We start from the raw sequence: 15,568 nt of genomic DNA on the forward strand, positions 1-15,568 counted from the left end.
ATGGAGTGAAAATATGAAGTCAGATTTTTCAAAACTTGCGACAACCGAGTACGGAAACATACTAAGTAACGACCACTTTATTAATTTTAGTATTGGTCCTCTTTGGCAGGGAATGCCGCCAATTTTTGGAGAAGCGTTTACTGTCCAGTTAACGTCTGGTGATAATTTAATGCTTCATTCAGCCATATACGAAGCACCAAAAGGTTCCATCATTGTAGTGGATGGAGTTGATAGCGAATATGCAGTAGCCGGCGGTAATGTATGCGCAGTCGCTAAGAGTCGAGGTATCAAAGGTTTTATTATTGATGGTGTCATTCGAGATTTGAGTGAAATTTCAGATATGAAGTTTCCAGTTTTTGCGAAAGGTGTTCATCCAGTACCGGGAAAGAAAGAGGTCTATTCTGAATTGGGTGATCCAATCACTTGCGGGGGAGCAAAGGTCTCTACGGGAGATATCATTGTTGCTGATGTAGAGGGTATTGTCGTTATTCCTAAATCAAGAAAAGATGAAGTGTTTCTAATGGCTTCAAAGAAAGCAAGTGACGAAGCTTCATTAACACTCGCTGAGTGGGAAGAAAATCACAGGGCTAAAATAGCCCAAGCAATAACGTCTGCGAAACAAAAAACTTAATTGGTGCAGCAAGCTGATTTGTAACGCGTGGCATTTGTCATCAATTAACAGGCGTTAGGCGACAACGAATAAATTTACCCATGGAGAAGAGAGTGATCGTACGGATTGCGACGAAAGAAGACTCAAGTGTCTTGTTAGAGTTTATTGAACAAAAAGCTGACTTTGACCGGAGTATGAAAGGGTTTAGTGGTGAAATCTCGACAACTATAGAGAAAATCGAACGCACATTATTTGGTGATTACGCATTTGCCCATGCATTAATATTGGAACGGAATTGTGAGCCTTTTGGCTTCGCACTGTATCACTATCGATATTCATCCTTCAGTGGAGAGCCATCAATCTGGCTTGACGACCTATTGGTTACAGGAAATCAAAGATCAAAAGGGTATGGCCGTGAACTTATGTTGGCTTTAAAATCACAAGCGGAGTCATCATATGCCTCTCACATCTCATGGACGGCAAGTCCACATAATAAGAAAGCGCATGATTTCTACAAAAGGTTGGGTGCAGAGGTTGAGCGAATGGATGGTCAAAGACCTTATTTCCGTTGGGCAATGTGCGATTCGTAAATGAATCAAAAGGGAACTATGAAAATAAAGACGCTGGTTGATAACTCTCGACTGGATAACCGAAAAGACTTAGCCGTTGAGCGCGATGTTCTGGCTTAGAAGTAAAGCTAGGGCTTCATATGTGCAAAGTTCAGGGAAAGAATGAAAGTATTAATTGCAGGGGCTAGTGGATACATTGGCCGTCACGTTACATCGCTATTCGCAAAAAGTGGATTTGAAGTTTTTACATACGGTAGAGACAAAATCGTCACTCCTCTTAGAGTGGGGTTGATAGAAGGTAGAGCCGATTTTGAAGGCTATTTTGATGTGGTTTTGAATTGCGCGCGCCCACATTGGTCACAATTTTCAGCACATGAAATTGCAAATGTGGAACAAAGATTGCTCTCTGAGTTAGATGTACTTGCTGGTAAAAATGCAACAAAGATACATACATCGGGTGTTTGGCTCTTTGGTAATGCATCTAGCGCTGATTTACGTCAATTTAGGTTGAAACCCTTGGAAGCCGTTAGACTAGACGTAGAAACAATACATCGCGCGATTAGAAGCAGGTGGCACGTCGTTTACTGTCCTAGTTTGGTATATGGCGGTGAGAATTGTCAGTTAAAGCGAATTGTAGAATCTTTCGCTAGCCAAACGATTCAAGTAGGTATGCCGTCTATAGGATTTAACCAATATGTTCATGTCTATGACATTGCGCGGTTCTATTTACTTTTGGCGCAAGGCCGAACCTTAGAAAAGCAGCATTTTATTGCAGAGACTCAAGGTTATAGTCCTGCAGAATTCGCTCAACTCTTATTGGCCGCCAAAGCTGTAACAAAAGTGAGAAAGATCAGTTGGGAAGAGTTTGAGTCAGAAAATGGCTCTATGGCCGTTGGTATTGAACAACTGAATCTAAAACTACCAATTAGTCCTTCGTTTGAGGCTACTGAGTTGGTTGGGAATTACATAATACAAAGCATATAAACGTGACTCTCAACGCTTGGTTAGCGTCAGTGGTAAATTTGAATCTAGTCTCAGCATTGTTAGTGACTTAGTTGTACGTTATGTGATTTGGAAACAACGAGGTCTGGTTTATGAAATACGCTCCAATTAAAGATGAAATTACGTTTGATGATTTCGCAAAATTAGATATTCGTGTCGGCTTAATCGTAAAGGTTTCTGAAGTCGCTAAATCAGATAAGCTGATGAAACTCACAGTCGACTTTGGCGATCATCAGCGATCAATCTTGGCTGGCATTAAACAAGAGCGAGAAAACCCGAAAGAAATCGAAGGTAAGCAAGCCTTGTTTGTCGTGAATCTACCCGAAAGAAAGATGGCGGGTGAAATGTCTCAAGGGATGTTGTTTGATATTGGTTATGAAGACAAATTAAATCCGTGTTTAGCTTGTCCTGAAACCGAAATGCCTAATGGTGCTCGAGCTGGGTAACGTACACATAAACGTGAACAATAATGTAAGACGGCATAACGCGTATCTTAACTTAAAGCGAACATCATAGATGGAACACAAAACAGGGTACAAGAGATGAAAGCTGGTACGCCAAGAGATTATAGCGAAGACATGTATAACGTTTATTTTGAAGTTGGAGAGTGGGAAGGAACTGCGCTCAACATACTTGAGTCGTTTGTTGGTCAGTCACCGTCAACGTCTATTTCACATTTGGAGTTTGGGTATGAACTTGCGATGCCTATCCAATGTGTACCAGATCTCGTGAGGCTTTTGACTGAGAAAAATATCGCTATTTATCAGATCGTACGCGGTAACAAAATACTAGAGTCATAAAGATATTGGTCGAAGTAGAACAGTGAATTAATCGAGATTGATTCGTTATACATGGTATTTATCGTTGAAGGTTGGATTTCTTTCTTAAGGAGTTTTAAGTGAGTCAGGAAGTAAGAGTAGGTGTAGCTGCGGTTATTCTACGTGAAGGACGAGTACTACTTGGAGAACGAATTGGTTCTCATGGGGCTCATACGTGGGCAACGCCGGGCGGACACCTTGAGTGGGGTGAAAGTATCGAAGAGTGTGCCAAACGCGAAACACTCGAAGAGACTGGCTTAGTTGTTAGTGCATTTGAGAAGCTGACTTTTACCAATGATATTTTTGAGAAAGAGAACAAGCACTATATAACGCTGTTTGTTGTTGTTTCTGACGCTAGCGGCGAACCACAGATAACAGAACCAGATAAATGTAAGCAATGGAAATGGTTTAAGCTAGATGAGTTACCTGAGCCACTGTTTCTTCCTCTGACGAATCTGTTGAGCGATCCGGTCATCCTTGGGAAGCTAGCGCAGTAAACGCGAATGATTGGAGGGCACATCAATGAGAGCACCTTTTCAAGTTTTAGTCTTTCCCTACAAAGCAGTCGATAACAAATCTCGATTTTTAATCGCACGCAGAAGGGACAATGGTGTTTGGCAGGCAATATCGGGTGGTGGCGAAGACAATGAATCATTACTTGAAGCAGCCAAACGAGAGCTCTCTGAAGAGACTCAGCTAGTCGGTTGTAATTGGCAGTTGTTCGATTCAATGTGCATGCTTCCAAAAGTCTTTTATGCAGGAAATCACAATTGGACTGAGCATCCATTCGTAATTCCTGAGCATTCCTTCTCAGTTAAAGTGACGGAAGATCCTCAATTATCAAATGAACACACAGATTACCGTTGGTGTGACTACCAAGAAGCTATTGAACTTCTAACATATGACTCGAACAGAAACGCGCTTTGGGAGATCAACGAAAGGCTTTACAAAGCTAGCTAAAGTACACAGATTAATTAACTCTATATTAGAGTGGAAATCCTGATTAGATTCTTACTAATCTCTCGCTATTTAGTGAATAGGTAAATCATGACATTACGAGTAGTTCCAGAGCTTTATTGTTTCGATATTAATGTGAGCAAATCCTTCTTTGTCGATGTGTTGGGGTTTGAAGTGAAATACGATCGCCCAGATGAAGAGTTTGCTTATCTAACGCTCGATGGTGTTGATGTGATGCTTGAAGGGATTGCGGGCAAAAGTCGAAAATGGCTTTCAGGTGACCTGGAATTTCCTTTAGGGCGTGGCGTTAACTTCCAATGGGATGTTATCGACATCGAACCTCTATATCAGAGAGTTAACGAAAGCGCCGCTGATTCTATTTACTTAGCGTTAGAGTCGAAGTCTTATCAATGTGGGGGTTCGATCGCAACTCAGAAGCAGTTCATCGTTCAAACTCCAGACGGTTATCTCTTTAGGTTCTGCCAAGATATTCATTAAATCATGACCTTGTGGTTTAACGAATACTGGTCTTTGCTCGAAATTATTGGATAGACTAAACGTATTAACTGAGTACTAAGGTTGCATTGCTCACGCCCCAGTAATGCGTTATACAAATACTGTGATTAAGAATGAATGAGGATATGTAGTGAGCTATTTGCCAGACGAAAGCCAAAAACGATTCATAGCGGTTTTAAGCAAAAAGATGGATTTGGGAAGAACACTGAACGTGCTAGGGCACTTGAGCGTTGGCCTATCTAATCAATTAGAAAGTGACGAGACTTGCTACGTTGACTATGAAGACTTGGATGGCAATGTCCACCCTAATTTATCTCATTACCCTTTCATCGTGCTGAAAGCAGACAACTCAAATAAGCTTAGAAAAGTGCGTGAAGAAGCCTTCAGCCGTGGTATTAAATTTACCGATTTTACGAGCTCAATGATCGAAGGTGGTTCTGTTGAGCAGCAGCAACGAACCAAAGAAACCAAAGAAGAAGACCTTGAGTATCTTGGTGTATGCCTGTTTGGTGACACGGAAATCCTGCGTGAGTTTACAAAGAAGTTTAGCTTGTATAAGTAAATGTCCGTATTACCTATAAATTAATAACACTATTAATGCTTAGTCTTCGAGATCAAACTTAGATTTGCTGCTTTGGTTTGAAGCATTTATGTAGTTATTGCTCTCGGATTATTAAGAATCTGAACAAGAGTTTTAATTGAGCTCACAAATTAAAACTGTATGTATGTACATACCTTTCTTTTGATATATCATCCCTCGATTTTTCAATCATTGAGTCATAAAATGACGAATCATTTAGAACCAGGCATTAAAGATCTAGTCGAAGACTTCCAATCCAATGGTAAACCTTGCCCATCACTCCAAACCATCGAAGAGCGACGTACTGGCTATATTGGCAGTACCGTTTTAGCGGGGAAGAGTCCTAAAATAGAACACGAATTCTTAGATGCATTAAATGGTGTGCAGATAAAAGTTTATAAGCCTACGACCGAATCGAATCTACCTATCACAGTGTACTTCCACGGTGGTTGCTTTATCAGCGGTGGCTTTGAAACACATGATGTTCAATTAAGACAGATTGCCCTTCAATCTAACTCAATTGTTATTTGCATCAAATATAGACTGGCACCTGAGCATACATATCCAGCGGCGCACGACGATGTGTATCAAGCTGTACTTGGTATCAAGGAGTTTGGTCGCAAATATGGTGGCAATATCGAACAAATGGCGTTTGTTGGTGATAGTGCTGGTGGGCAATTAGCGTTGGCGACAACATTGAGACTAAAAAAGTATGAGTCTTGGTTACCGAGCCAGCAAATTCTTATCTATCCGATGCTAGATCCTAAAGGAAGTTCACGCAGTTACGTGGAAAATGGCACAAACTATATTATAACGGCAAACATGTTGCTTTCCGGCTTCGAGTTATACACAAATAATAAATCTAATGCATTCAATGAGCCTGAACTCAACCTTTTGAACTGTGATTTTAACGGACTGCCAACGACAACCATCATCACTGCCGAGTTCGATCCATTACGTGACGAAGGCGAACAGCTCTATAAGTTAATGGTGTTGCAAGGTGTTGATGCTAGTTGCCAGCGCTATTCGGGTGTAATCCATGGTTTCTTTCAGTTATCGGGTGTTAGTCAATCAGCAAAGCATTGTGTTGAGTTAATTTCAAAAAAATTGATGACTCGAAATTAAAATTATAGATAGTACAATTAGTTATGGTTAATCTGGACGCTGTGTATATCTCAATTAGCGCCAGATAGACCTTATTTAAGACTCAATTATTATAAGACAATCGGTTAAACTATAGATAGGAAGTCAATGGAATACCAATTAGATATCGAGCCCTCCGATGACGACATTAATGAAGTCCGAAGCGGGTTAATCAAACACAACACACCGTTTCTCGAAGGGATACCCAAGTCTCAAGTTGCGTATTACGCGATGGTGGAAGGCAACAAAGTCGGTGGCATTATTGCTGATCTTTGGGGAAGCTGGTTACTGATTAAGTTTCTCTGGGTCGATGATTCGATGAGAGGAAAGCAAGTAGGTAGTGCGCTGCTAGAACTTATTGAAGAGTATGCGAAGTCTCAAGGCTGTACGTCGTCATTGGTCGATACATTAAGTTTCCAAGCTAAGCCTTTCTATGAGAAACGAGGGTATGAATGCCAGATGGTGTTAGAAAATTACCCTGTAGATTCCTCGCTATCGTTTCTCACCAAGTCGCTCGTCAAAAAGTAGCACATAAAGACCCCGTATATACAAGGAGAGTAGAGTGGTCAACATTCGGGAAATGGCAATTTCAGACTACGACTCAGTGATCGCGTTGTGGTGTCAGACAGAAGGCATGAGTATTCGCGATGCCGATTCGAAAGAAAGCATTGCGAGCTATTTAGAGCGTAACCCCGGTCTGAGTTTTGTGGCTGAAAGTAACAACGAGATCATTGGCGCTGTGTTGGTCGGAACGGATGGACGTCGTGGGTATTTACAACACTTAGCTGTCTCGGCCAACTTTAGAGGGCAAAAGTTAGGTTGTAAGCTTGTTGCAGAGGCGGTCAACGCACTTGCAGGGTTAGGCATCCCGAAGACCCACTTGTTCGTCTATAACGACAACATCAACGCTCAACAGTTTTACGAAAAGTTGGGCTGGTTTCCTCGAGATGAAGTTCGAATGTACTCGTTTAATAGCTCGGATAATAGTAACGTTTAGCCTTAAAGATTCGTGCGGGCTGAGCTTGAATTTGTAACAGGTTCGCGCGCATCTTCCCAATATCAAAACAATCCTTGGAGTATTTAGAAATGTTGTTTTCTAGTCTGTCTAAACCATTGGTTCATGGCTCCGAGTTATGTTCTGAGCTGGTCAATTTCTTAACCGAGCATAAGAGTGATTTCGAAGAAAAGTTAATCCCTGATCTGTCATACATCGATGATATGGCACATGTGGTGAACGGCATTAAAATCAAAGACGTTCTACACATCAATACGAATCAATACCGACTTCAATATTCGTTTGATTGGGAGCTGTTTCTAGGCTGTTCAGATAGAAACGAAACCGGTGTAGAGAGTGGAAGTGTTCTATTCACGCTTGAGGACGATAACGTTCTTAATATCAACTTCCCATACTACGGTTCTCGAGATACTAGCGATGAGCTTTAGTCGGTTCAGACTAACTTGTTTTATCCTGAATAATCGGTAACAACGAAGAAGAGGTAAATTTGAGTCCAATCGCTATCCTTGTCCATGTCCCAAATATTGAAGAAGGGCTGAACTGGTACCAGAAAGCATTTCCACATGCCGTTGCCATTTATCATCCAGATTCTGATTTTACAGTTTTGGATCTTAATGGGTTCTCTATTGAAGTTGTGCAAGCTGACAATAAAGTTAATGCAGGTAAAAAAGGAACAGTACTGTATTGGTCAGTCGACAGCGTTGAAGAATCTCTTGTTTATTTTCAGTCAATTGGGGCAACGTTATATCGTGGTCCAATGGCCATAGAAGGTGGGCTAATCATGTGCCAAGTAGAGGACCCATTTGGTAACCTAATTGGCTTACGAGGTTAGAACTTCTCCCGCCTCTCAATAAGGGACTATGTGGTTTATATAAAAAGGAACAACAATGATAACTATCGAAAGGCTTGAAGAGTCACATGTGGCGTTAGTTCAGGCCATCCAATTAGCCGATGAACAGGTCAAGTTCGCTGGCACAGCTGCAGAGTTTTTATTAGACGGCAGTCAAACCACGCACTTGCACGTGATTAAGTCTGATAACGAAGTTGTGGGTTTCTTTAAGCTGGATATCGCTTACGCAGATTCTTATGAGTTTTGCCCTGAAGGAAGCATTGGGCTAAGAGCTTTTGTGCTTGATAAAAACCAACAAGGTAAAGGTTTAGGAACAGGCACGGTGAAGGCTTTGTTTCCATATTTAAAAGCGAATTACTCAGCGTATGAGTCGATTTACTTAACCGTGAATTGCAAAAATCCCGCAGCATTCAACTGTTATAAGAAAGGCGGCTTCGAAGATACCAATGAACAGTATCTAGGTGGCGCAGCAGGCCCGCAATTTATCATGCGCGTTCAAATCGCTTAGTAATATGAAACCGATTAATTTTTTTATGAAGCACTCCTGCATAGTTGTATGCAGATTGAGAGTCTTAAAGAACTCGAAAAGGAAATTTGATGAAAGTTCAATATCTTGAAGTGGTTACCCCAGATGTCGATATTGTTTGTGCAACATACGCTCAGCTCTATAACGTGAAATTCAGTGGTGCAGATTTGAACCTTGGTGGGGCGCGCACTGCAAAGCTATCTAATGGTGGGGTAATAGGCATTCGAGTACCGCTTCGTGAAACTGAAGAACCAACTGTTCGTCATTACACGCTGGTTGAGGATATTCAGTCTGCGGTAAATGCAGCCGAGAAACTAGGCGCCGAAGTCGCGGTGCCTCCAATGGAGTTACCACGTCACGGAATGTGTGCCATTGTTATTCAAGGTGGCGTCGAACTCGGGTTCTGGCAATAAAAATGATCTATACCTTTTAGATTGTGGCGGACGAGATACTACGATTTATGATGAGGTACCTAGTGTCTTTGCCTGCTTCATGGCATCATTCCACGCAGCTAAAACCCCAACAAGGTATGTTATGAAACAGAATATTGTCCACATTGCACTCGTGGTAAAAGACTACGATGAAGCGCTTGATTTCTATGTAAACAAGCTTAAGTTTGATCTCATCGAAGACACGTATCTACCAGAAGAAGATAAACGCTGGGTTGTTGTTGCTCCACCAAATTCAACCGGTGTGAGCCTGTTACTTGCTAGAGCTTCTAAGCCAGAGCAACACGATTTCATCGGCAACCAAGCTGGTGGACGCGTATTCCTATTCTTAAACACCGATGATTTCTGGCGTGATTACGAACGCATGACGTCTTTGGGCATAAACTTTGTCCGAGAGCCTAAAGAGCAAGGTTACGGTACCGTTGCTGTGTTTGAAGATCTTTACGGTAACTTGTGGGATCTGCTTCAGTTAAACCCTGAACATCCTATGGCTAACAGGTAGATAAGCTTAGTCAACAACCCTAATTCTAGTCATACGGATTGGCAGGAGCGACATGGAAGTCACAAGGTATCAACCCAAGTATTTAACCGCTTTACAGGCGCTCTATCTAGAATCAAGACAGAACACCTTTCATTGGGCTGATGCCGACGCTTTTAAGTTATCCGATTTCGAATTAGATACAGAAGGTGAAGAAATATGGGTCGCCGTTTCTGGCAATAAGGTTTTAGGTTTTGTCTCTATTTGGAAACCTGAAAGCTTCATCCATCATCTCTATGTTTGCCCGCGAATGCTACGTTCTGGGGCAGGCTCTGCTTTACTCAATACCTGTAAACAACATTACTCTGATCTGACATTGAAGTGTTTGACTGCTAATGAAAACGCCATTGGCTTTTATCAGTCGCAAGGCTTTGTTATCTCATCCACAGAGGGAAAGGGATTAGAGCGTTATCACTTAATGACGTACCAAGCTTGGTAATAATAAGCTTAGTAATAATAATCATGGCAATCACAAGCGCTGCAATTACAACAAGGGTCATCAAGTCGGGAGTTAAACCGAGAATATGGAAATAAAACAGCTTTCAGCGACGGAGGTACTTCCGGTTAGGCATCAAGTGCTTTGGCCTGATAAACCGATGTCGTTTTGTATGGTGCCAGATGACGAACAAGCAACGCATTACGGCGCGTTTATTGGTGAGCAGTTGGTTTGTGTCGCATCTATCTATATCCAAGGCAATGAAGCGAGGCTGAGAAAGTTTGCCACGCTGCCTGAATTCCAAGGGCAGGGAATCGGTTCAAACGTGATTGATCATGCAATCTCTAACCTCAAAGATTTAAACATCCAATATTTTTGGTGCGATGCGCGTACAACGGCTTTAGGTTTTTATCAAAAGTTTGGGATGGCTGTAGAAGGCCCTGAATTTGAAAAATCGGGTGTTGCGTATTACAAAATGTCGGTTCATTGGGAGTAACGCTTCTCTGTCGCTAGGTTAACCCTCCGCACCGCTAAATCATCAACTTAAGTTAAGGAAGCTCATCGTGGAAGAAATCAAAGGCATTCTGCAATTCATGGTCGAAATTGAACAATTAAAGGATGTTCATCGACAAACAAAACCAGTTGGATTGGACCGATATGAAAACTCGGCAGAGCACAGTTGGCATGTCTGTTTGAGCGCTCTTATGTTAAAAGACTATGCCAATGAAGAGATCGATATTACGCGAGTGATGAAGATGTTGCTGATTCATGATCTTGGGGAAATCGATGCCGGAGACACCATCATTTATGCCAGTGAAACTGAAGAAAACAAGCTCAAAGAGAGAAACTGCGTTGAGCGTTTGCTGAAATCATTGCCGAGCCATTTAAGCACCGAGTACTTGGATCTATGGCTTGAGTTCGAAGCGGGTGAGTCACCGGAAGCCAGATTTGGTAAGGCGATCGATAGAGTACCCCCTTTGCTTCATAACATCCATGGTGATGGTCACAGCTGGAAGAAGCACAACATATCCAAAGACAAAGTTCTGACCTTCAATGGCGAGCGTATTTCTAAAGGCAGTCGTGCTCTATGGAAAGAGCTAGAAGTGCAACTTGAAGGGGCTGCGGACAAAGGGTTATTAAAGTAAAAGTTAACTATCTTGCCAAGGAATGACAAAGAAGTTTCAACCTAACAACGTTTAAATTAAACTCGGGAATTCATAGTGTTACTTCAGCGTAGCAAGCCCATTGTTAAAGGAATAAGAACCACATGAAAACCACTGCTTTAGCTTTATTGTTGCTTAGTGTTTCTGGTAGTGCATTTGCAACCAATACCAATATTGAAGCAATCGATTACCAAGTGTCGGTTACTGTCGAGGATTCCGAATCAAAACAAAGCTTCCCACCTTTTAAGTTTTACTCTTTCGATCAGGAAGTCTCATCTCAAACTGAAGAATGCATTTATTCGGGTGTTCTTTCTAAGCATGAAACTGACGCTATTCTATTAGAGGCCAAAATGTCATGCGATTATGAAAACGGTGAGTCTAGTAGTGAGATGCCGGTTTTTATTCTTGATAAAGAGGGTGGAGAAGCAAGTATCGAGCTTGGAGAAGATGAAGCAAACCTGTGGAAATACACGGTTCTAATTAAAGCGCTTAACTAAATTTCAAACGATACACGGTTACTCTTTTTGTTCGCTATTGAACACTGCAACGTCAATTAAAGTAGATGCATGACGCATGGTATTATCTTGTGTCTCATTTCTTTCTAATAAAACTCTAATGGACAACAATAAGTTCGAGAATCGAGTGATAAGTTGTTAGTATGCATCAACTTTATAAATGTTAGTTGGCTTATATAAATGCTTGATAATAAGTATATTAAACACCCTTATCACTGTGAGCAGTGCAACGCACTTACCCCGCACCTTGCTGTTAATGCTTCCGATGCTCAATCTAAAGCGGACGCTGAATCTGAAAAGAAACAATGGAAGCTAGGCGTGTTGATGGAGTACCTGATGACGTTATTGTTTAAAGGTGATCATAATGTTCCTGGTTTTTATGTCGACAGTGATTACGAATACCAGTGTGAAAAATGCGGGACTAAGTCGTGGCATTAATAGAGTATGACAATTTGATTCAACCCTAATTTTCGAGCTCTAGTCCCGAAATCAACTCGCTTAAAGAACTCGTTCGCTTTAATAATTAGTGAGTTTCAATCAGGCGTATTATTCCTATTTTGTTATGGAGGACAAACGAGTGATATACCCAAAAGCTTTAAATATCGGTGACAAAATCGGATTTTTCTCACCGTCATCGCCCGCAACGGTCTTTGCACCTAATCGATTTGCTCGTGCTAAACGTTATTTGGAAAAGCAGGGCTTCATTCTAGTTGAAGGTTCGTTAACTGGAGAGTCAGAAGGGTATCGTTCTGGTTCCATTCAAGCGCGAGCCGAAGAACTCAATCAGCTCATTCGAGATCCTGACGTACGCTGCATTATGTCGACCATTGGTGGTAACAACAGCAACTCACTGTTGCCATACATCGATTATGACGCCTTAAGAAATGACCCCAAGATTATTATCGGCTATTCAGATGCCACCGCATTACTGTTAGGCATCTACGCCAAAACTGGATTGGTGACTTTCTATGGCCCGGCACTTGTTGCGTCATTTGGTGAGTTCCCGCCATTAGTCGACGAAACCTTCCAATCGTTTACTGACATTTTATGTTCGGATTCACACCAACACCAGTACACGATGCCTGAGAGTTGGACGGACATTAAACACGATTGGGAAACTCAAGATTCGGCAAAGCCAGTTTACAATAACGAATGGCACTTCATGGGAAGAGGTCAAGTAAGCGGTCGCGTGATTGGTGGCAACTTGAGTACAATGGCCGGGATTTGGGGCAGCGAATACATGCCAGAAATTCAGTCTGGCGATATTCTGCTTATTGAAGATTCGCTAAAAGGCATTGAAGCGGTCGAGCGTTCATCCGCACACTTATTGGCTTGCGGAGTATTCGATAAAGTAGGTGCGCTTGTGCTTGGCAAACATGAACTGTTTGATGACAAAGGGACAGGGCGAACACCACTCGATGTACTTATTGAAGTGCTGAACGGTAAAAATGTCCCGATCCTGTATGGTTTCGACAGTTGCCACACTCACCCTATGCTAGTCACTCCACTAGGTGTGCAAGGTACCATCGATTTTGATGACCAGACATTCAAGCTTCAAAGCCAATGGTTAGCGTCGAATTAGCCTAAACTGATGATAATAAGACGCATTAGAAAAGTGATCCTCTCTGCAAACTGAGAATGGAAACGCGTCTATACTGACATGGGTTACGTCACTGATTTAAGAAGTGGCGCTATGAATGTAAGTTTGATTAGGCTAAATCTCAGAGGTGACGATGAAAAAATTACTACCACTATGCGCCATTTTACTCTCGGCATCATTTTCAGCTGCGGCTTCTGATGGTTTGATTAAATACCAAAGTAATTACTCAGTGAAAGAGACCGCTGACCGCTTTGAAGAAATCGCCAAAAGCAAAGGTTTGACCTTGTTTGCGAGAATCGACCATCAGAAAAACGCGAGTAAGGTTGGTCTTGAATTGAGACCAACGGAAGTCATCATCTTTGGTAACCCAAAAGTAGGGACACCATTAATGCAATGCGCTCAAGATGTCGCGATAGATTTACCGCAGAAGGTATTAGTCACTGAGGATTCTAATAAAGAAGTATGGCTATCTTACAACGATCCTAATTACTTGGTAGAGCGTCACGCAATCAATGGCTGTGACGAAGTGGTTAAGAAGATATCGGGTGTACTAAGCAAGCTTTCAGAAGCGACAGTGGCGAAAGCTGAATAACCGAGCCAATAAGCACTCATTTAGACCATTAATGGGTGCGACTTGACGATGATATAGCTTCCCAATCAACGTTTGGCTGCATTGACAACTAAGCAACAATATATAAAAGTAGTTTTATGAAACTGAATTTAGCGTCATCTAACCAACGAATTATCATCATTCCATAGGAATGGTGGGATTTTTGATGCGCTTTGTTTATCGAACCCACCCGTAAGGTGGGTTTTTTGTCGCTGTCTTATGGGTTTTATCTGAATAGAGGAAGTCATATGAAAAAGGTCGCGGTTTTTGGCAAGCCTGGGAGTGGAAAGTCCACAATCAGCAAAGCGTTAGCACTAGCTACAGGCATAGAGCTTCACCAGTTGGACTCTATTGTTTATAAGGCCAACGGAGAGTTTGTTGAGCGTGAAGTGTTCGACCTAGCACACGACAACATAATCAATTCTGAAAGCTGGATCATCGATGGTTTTGGCCCTCTAGGCTCATTCAACACACGTTTAGAAGCCGCAGATACTTTGGTTTATATCGACCTTCCTTATCCAATTAGCTACTGGTTTGTTACCAAGCGAATGCTCAAAGGGTTGTTCGTTAAACCTGAAGGCTGGCCTGATGGAAGCTCAGTGATAAAAGGCACGATACAAAGTTACAAGACACTAAAACTGTGCCCGAAATTTTGGAATGACGACTTTAGAGCACGGTTAGAATTACGCGCAAAAGAGAAAGAGGTTCACATCATCAGAAGCGTGAGTGAATTGAATAACTTTGTCCGCCAACACGTCACTTAACAGGTGAGAGCTTACCTTTCTTTGAAACGCTTTAATTTGCTCATAACTTCATGAAAATATTTAGATTTAATTCAACATGTGGCATATTTGCCATGTGTTTAATTTGTGCTTTGAGTTAAGGCTATAGATATTATGTATGGAAGTGAGAAGACGAGAGCGTTCTGCTGTAACTGTAAGGAACTTACACTGCATAGGTACACGATGTTCAGTAGCCAAGTGCAAAAGGCACCACAAGCTGAAGATAAAGAACCGAGCTTACTCCAACGAATTTTATCGGAGCTTCTATCTTTTGGTGTAACAGGTTCGGGCGCGACAGGTGATTACAAATGTACCCAATGTGGAACATATCTGAATACACCAGACAACCTAGACTGAGTTTGTGAGTTTGTGAGTTTGGCTTAGGCAAATAAAAACGGGAAGACCTCAATGATCTTCCCGTTAGGTATTACTTAACTCATCGTGCTATTGGCAGTTTGAGTGAGAAGCCTTATGCACAACACTTCTTGTATTTCTTACCGCTACCGCAAGAACATGGGTCGTTACGGTTAGGTGTCTTTTCGAACGTCATTGTTTTTGGCTTGTTTAGCAACGTGTCGAACTCAAGCGTGTTTTCTTCTTTAGTTGCATCAACAGATACAGTAACAAAGATTGAATGCTCGGCCGCGATTGCTTCAACTTCTGCTTTACGAGCTTCAGTTTGAACCATTACAGCAACTGGTGACTCTTCAGTACCCACTTTAACATCGCGGTTTACATTGTAGCCAGCAAGAACGTGGTTCTGTCTTGTTTCGATACGGCCTTTGAAAAATAGTTTCGACATTGGGTACTCACAAAATTTGGGATGACGCTATTCCTATGCTAGGTAGCGTTATAGAGCGGGGGATTATACGCATATATTCCAATTGAT

At 41.8% G+C, this 15,568-nt stretch carries 27 protein-coding genes; 26 read left to right on the top strand and 1 reads right to left on the bottom strand.

Going from position 1 to position 15,568, the window contains the following annotated elements; translation table 11 throughout:
* The first annotated feature begins 13 nt into the window (after positions 1-13).
* The 26 genes from AACT19_RS14855 (at position 14) to AACT19_RS14980 (ending at position 15,036) form a co-directional block, all read left to right on the top strand.
* Positions 14-631 carry an RraA family protein gene (locus tag AACT19_RS14855; protein ID WP_076647008.1) on the top strand — a complete coding sequence of 206 codons (618 nt, stop codon included), beginning with the start codon at positions 14-16 and terminating at the stop codon, positions 629-631.
* Positions 632-711: 80 nt separating this feature from the next.
* Positions 712-1,200, top strand: coding sequence for a GNAT family N-acetyltransferase (locus AACT19_RS14860; protein WP_076647010.1), 489 nt, complete (start codon positions 712-714; stop codon positions 1,198-1,200).
* A 141-nt stretch (positions 1,201-1,341) separates the two neighbouring features.
* A complete protein-coding gene (locus tag AACT19_RS14865; RefSeq protein WP_076647012.1) occupies positions 1,342-2,163 on the top strand; it encodes an NAD-dependent dehydratase in 822 nt (273 codons plus the stop codon).
* 110 nt (positions 2,164-2,273) lie between these two features.
* On the top strand, positions 2,274-2,627 hold the full coding sequence (locus tag AACT19_RS14870) for a tRNA-binding protein (RefSeq protein ID WP_017083591.1): 354 nt from the start codon (positions 2,274-2,276) through the stop codon (positions 2,625-2,627).
* 96 nt (positions 2,628-2,723) lie between these two features.
* Positions 2,724-2,981, top strand: a complete 258-nt coding sequence (locus AACT19_RS14875; protein WP_065608478.1) for a hypothetical protein — start codon at positions 2,724-2,726, stop codon at positions 2,979-2,981.
* A gap of 98 nt (positions 2,982-3,079) precedes the next feature.
* Positions 3,080-3,496, top strand: coding sequence for a nucleotide triphosphate diphosphatase NUDT15 (locus AACT19_RS14880; RefSeq protein WP_076647014.1), 417 nt, complete (start codon positions 3,080-3,082; stop codon positions 3,494-3,496).
* Between the two features lie 25 nt (positions 3,497-3,521).
* Positions 3,522-3,959, top strand: a complete 438-nt coding sequence (locus AACT19_RS14885) for an NUDIX hydrolase (RefSeq protein ID WP_076647016.1) — start codon at positions 3,522-3,524, stop codon at positions 3,957-3,959.
* Between the two features lie 87 nt (positions 3,960-4,046).
* Positions 4,047-4,454, top strand: a complete 408-nt coding sequence (locus AACT19_RS14890) for a bleomycin resistance protein (protein ID WP_076647018.1) — start codon at positions 4,047-4,049, stop codon at positions 4,452-4,454.
* Positions 4,455-4,602: 148 nt separating this feature from the next.
* The gene (locus AACT19_RS14895; protein WP_076647020.1) at positions 4,603-5,034 is read left to right on the top strand and encodes a DUF2000 domain-containing protein; all 432 of its coding nucleotides are present in this window, start codon (positions 4,603-4,605) and stop codon (positions 5,032-5,034) included.
* A 222-nt stretch (positions 5,035-5,256) separates the two neighbouring features.
* On the top strand, positions 5,257-6,177 hold the full coding sequence (locus AACT19_RS14900; protein WP_076647022.1) for an alpha/beta hydrolase: 921 nt from the start codon (positions 5,257-5,259) through the stop codon (positions 6,175-6,177).
* Positions 6,178-6,303: 126 nt separating this feature from the next.
* Positions 6,304-6,723, top strand: coding sequence for a GNAT family N-acetyltransferase (locus AACT19_RS14905; RefSeq protein ID WP_076647024.1), 420 nt, complete (start codon positions 6,304-6,306; stop codon positions 6,721-6,723).
* 34 nt (positions 6,724-6,757) lie between these two features.
* Positions 6,758-7,192 (top strand): GNAT family N-acetyltransferase, encoded by a 435-nt coding sequence (locus tag AACT19_RS14910; RefSeq protein WP_017096138.1) that lies wholly within the window; start codon positions 6,758-6,760, stop codon positions 7,190-7,192.
* A gap of 89 nt (positions 7,193-7,281) precedes the next feature.
* Positions 7,282-7,638, top strand: a complete 357-nt coding sequence (locus AACT19_RS14915; protein ID WP_076647026.1) for a hypothetical protein — start codon at positions 7,282-7,284, stop codon at positions 7,636-7,638.
* 59 nt (positions 7,639-7,697) lie between these two features.
* The gene (locus AACT19_RS14920; RefSeq protein ID WP_004733869.1) at positions 7,698-8,042 is read left to right on the top strand and encodes a hypothetical protein; all 345 of its coding nucleotides are present in this window, start codon (positions 7,698-7,700) and stop codon (positions 8,040-8,042) included.
* 55 nt (positions 8,043-8,097) lie between these two features.
* Positions 8,098-8,568 (top strand): GNAT family N-acetyltransferase, encoded by a 471-nt coding sequence (locus AACT19_RS14925; RefSeq protein WP_076647029.1) that lies wholly within the window; start codon positions 8,098-8,100, stop codon positions 8,566-8,568.
* Positions 8,569-8,657: 89 nt separating this feature from the next.
* Positions 8,658-8,999 carry a VOC family protein gene (locus tag AACT19_RS14930; RefSeq protein ID WP_076647031.1) on the top strand — a complete coding sequence of 114 codons (342 nt, stop codon included), beginning with the start codon at positions 8,658-8,660 and terminating at the stop codon, positions 8,997-8,999.
* Positions 9,000-9,120: 121 nt separating this feature from the next.
* Entirely contained in the window at positions 9,121-9,537 is a 417-nt protein-coding gene (locus AACT19_RS14935; protein ID WP_009846821.1) for a VOC family protein, read from the top strand.
* A gap of 52 nt (positions 9,538-9,589) precedes the next feature.
* Entirely contained in the window at positions 9,590-10,012 is a 423-nt protein-coding gene (locus AACT19_RS14940; protein WP_076647033.1) for a GNAT family N-acetyltransferase, read from the top strand.
* Positions 10,013-10,097: 85 nt separating this feature from the next.
* Positions 10,098-10,505 (top strand): GNAT family N-acetyltransferase, encoded by a 408-nt coding sequence (locus AACT19_RS14945; protein ID WP_017083604.1) that lies wholly within the window; start codon positions 10,098-10,100, stop codon positions 10,503-10,505.
* Between the two features lie 67 nt (positions 10,506-10,572).
* Positions 10,573-11,154, top strand: a complete 582-nt coding sequence (locus tag AACT19_RS14950) for an HD domain-containing protein (protein WP_076647035.1) — start codon at positions 10,573-10,575, stop codon at positions 11,152-11,154.
* Between the two features lie 122 nt (positions 11,155-11,276).
* Positions 11,277-11,669, top strand: coding sequence for a hypothetical protein (locus AACT19_RS14955; protein WP_076647037.1), 393 nt, complete (start codon positions 11,277-11,279; stop codon positions 11,667-11,669).
* A gap of 198 nt (positions 11,670-11,867) precedes the next feature.
* Positions 11,868-12,125: a hypothetical protein gene (locus AACT19_RS14960; RefSeq protein WP_004733861.1), complete on the top strand. Its 258-nt coding sequence runs from the start codon at positions 11,868-11,870 to the stop codon at positions 12,123-12,125.
* Positions 12,126-12,264: 139 nt separating this feature from the next.
* Positions 12,265-13,269 (top strand): S66 family peptidase, encoded by a 1,005-nt coding sequence (locus tag AACT19_RS14965; RefSeq protein WP_017080542.1) that lies wholly within the window; start codon positions 12,265-12,267, stop codon positions 13,267-13,269.
* 151 nt (positions 13,270-13,420) lie between these two features.
* Positions 13,421-13,879, top strand: a complete 459-nt coding sequence (locus AACT19_RS14970; RefSeq protein WP_029406454.1) for a DUF302 domain-containing protein — start codon at positions 13,421-13,423, stop codon at positions 13,877-13,879.
* 266 nt (positions 13,880-14,145) lie between these two features.
* Positions 14,146-14,661: an adenylate kinase gene (locus AACT19_RS14975; protein ID WP_017090678.1), complete on the top strand. Its 516-nt coding sequence runs from the start codon at positions 14,146-14,148 to the stop codon at positions 14,659-14,661.
* A gap of 132 nt (positions 14,662-14,793) precedes the next feature.
* Entirely contained in the window at positions 14,794-15,036 is a 243-nt protein-coding gene (locus AACT19_RS14980) for a hypothetical protein (protein WP_029222243.1), read from the top strand.
* A gap of 112 nt (positions 15,037-15,148) precedes the next feature.
* Here AACT19_RS14980 and AACT19_RS14985 read toward each other — a convergent pair whose 3' ends face one another.
* On the bottom strand, positions 15,149-15,481 hold the full coding sequence (locus AACT19_RS14985; RefSeq protein ID WP_004733856.1) for a PBPRA1643 family SWIM/SEC-C metal-binding motif protein: 333 nt from the start codon (positions 15,479-15,481) through the stop codon (positions 15,149-15,151).
* Between the last annotated feature and the right edge of the window lie 87 nt (positions 15,482-15,568).

The organism is Vibrio sp. 10N.222.47.A9 (assembly GCF_963872585.1).
Lineage (GTDB): Bacteria > Pseudomonadota > Gammaproteobacteria > Enterobacterales > Vibrionaceae > Vibrio > Vibrio splendidus.

What these genes read in the sequence shown, in the direction of transcription:
- AACT19_RS14855 (WP_076647008.1), top strand. Translation starts at nt 14, where the DNA reads ATGAAGTCAGATTTTTCAAAACTTGCGACAACCGAGTACGGAAACATA.
- AACT19_RS14860 (WP_076647010.1), top strand. Translation starts at nt 712, where the DNA reads ATGGAGAAGAGAGTGATCGTACGGATTGCGACGAAAGAAGACTCAAGT.
- AACT19_RS14865 (WP_076647012.1), top strand. Translation starts at nt 1,342, where the DNA reads ATGAAAGTATTAATTGCAGGGGCTAGTGGATACATTGGCCGTCACGTT.
- AACT19_RS14870 (WP_017083591.1), top strand. Translation starts at nt 2,274, where the DNA reads ATGAAATACGCTCCAATTAAAGATGAAATTACGTTTGATGATTTCGCA.
- AACT19_RS14875 (WP_065608478.1), top strand. Translation starts at nt 2,724, where the DNA reads ATGAAAGCTGGTACGCCAAGAGATTATAGCGAAGACATGTATAACGTT.
- AACT19_RS14885 (WP_076647016.1), top strand. Translation starts at nt 3,522, where the DNA reads ATGAGAGCACCTTTTCAAGTTTTAGTCTTTCCCTACAAAGCAGTCGAT.
- AACT19_RS14890 (WP_076647018.1), top strand. Translation starts at nt 4,047, where the DNA reads ATGACATTACGAGTAGTTCCAGAGCTTTATTGTTTCGATATTAATGTG.
- AACT19_RS14900 (WP_076647022.1), top strand. Translation starts at nt 5,257, where the DNA reads ATGACGAATCATTTAGAACCAGGCATTAAAGATCTAGTCGAAGACTTC.
- AACT19_RS14905 (WP_076647024.1), top strand. Translation starts at nt 6,304, where the DNA reads ATGGAATACCAATTAGATATCGAGCCCTCCGATGACGACATTAATGAA.
- AACT19_RS14915 (WP_076647026.1), top strand. Translation starts at nt 7,282, where the DNA reads ATGTTGTTTTCTAGTCTGTCTAAACCATTGGTTCATGGCTCCGAGTTA.
- AACT19_RS14925 (WP_076647029.1), top strand. Translation starts at nt 8,098, where the DNA reads ATGATAACTATCGAAAGGCTTGAAGAGTCACATGTGGCGTTAGTTCAG.
- AACT19_RS14930 (WP_076647031.1), top strand. Translation starts at nt 8,658, where the DNA reads ATGAAAGTTCAATATCTTGAAGTGGTTACCCCAGATGTCGATATTGTT.
- AACT19_RS14935 (WP_009846821.1), top strand. Translation starts at nt 9,121, where the DNA reads ATGAAACAGAATATTGTCCACATTGCACTCGTGGTAAAAGACTACGAT.
- AACT19_RS14940 (WP_076647033.1), top strand. Translation starts at nt 9,590, where the DNA reads ATGGAAGTCACAAGGTATCAACCCAAGTATTTAACCGCTTTACAGGCG.
- AACT19_RS14945 (WP_017083604.1), top strand. Translation starts at nt 10,098, where the DNA reads ATGGAAATAAAACAGCTTTCAGCGACGGAGGTACTTCCGGTTAGGCAT.
- AACT19_RS14955 (WP_076647037.1), top strand. Translation starts at nt 11,277, where the DNA reads ATGAAAACCACTGCTTTAGCTTTATTGTTGCTTAGTGTTTCTGGTAGT.
- AACT19_RS14960 (WP_004733861.1), top strand. Translation starts at nt 11,868, where the DNA reads ATGCTTGATAATAAGTATATTAAACACCCTTATCACTGTGAGCAGTGC.
- AACT19_RS14970 (WP_029406454.1), top strand. Translation starts at nt 13,421, where the DNA reads ATGAAAAAATTACTACCACTATGCGCCATTTTACTCTCGGCATCATTT.
- AACT19_RS14975 (WP_017090678.1), top strand. Translation starts at nt 14,146, where the DNA reads ATGAAAAAGGTCGCGGTTTTTGGCAAGCCTGGGAGTGGAAAGTCCACA.
- AACT19_RS14980 (WP_029222243.1), top strand. Translation starts at nt 14,794, where the DNA reads ATGTATGGAAGTGAGAAGACGAGAGCGTTCTGCTGTAACTGTAAGGAA.
- AACT19_RS14985 (WP_004733856.1), bottom strand. Translation starts at nt 15,481, where the DNA reads ATGTCGAAACTATTTTTCAAAGGCCGTATCGAAACAAGACAGAACCAC.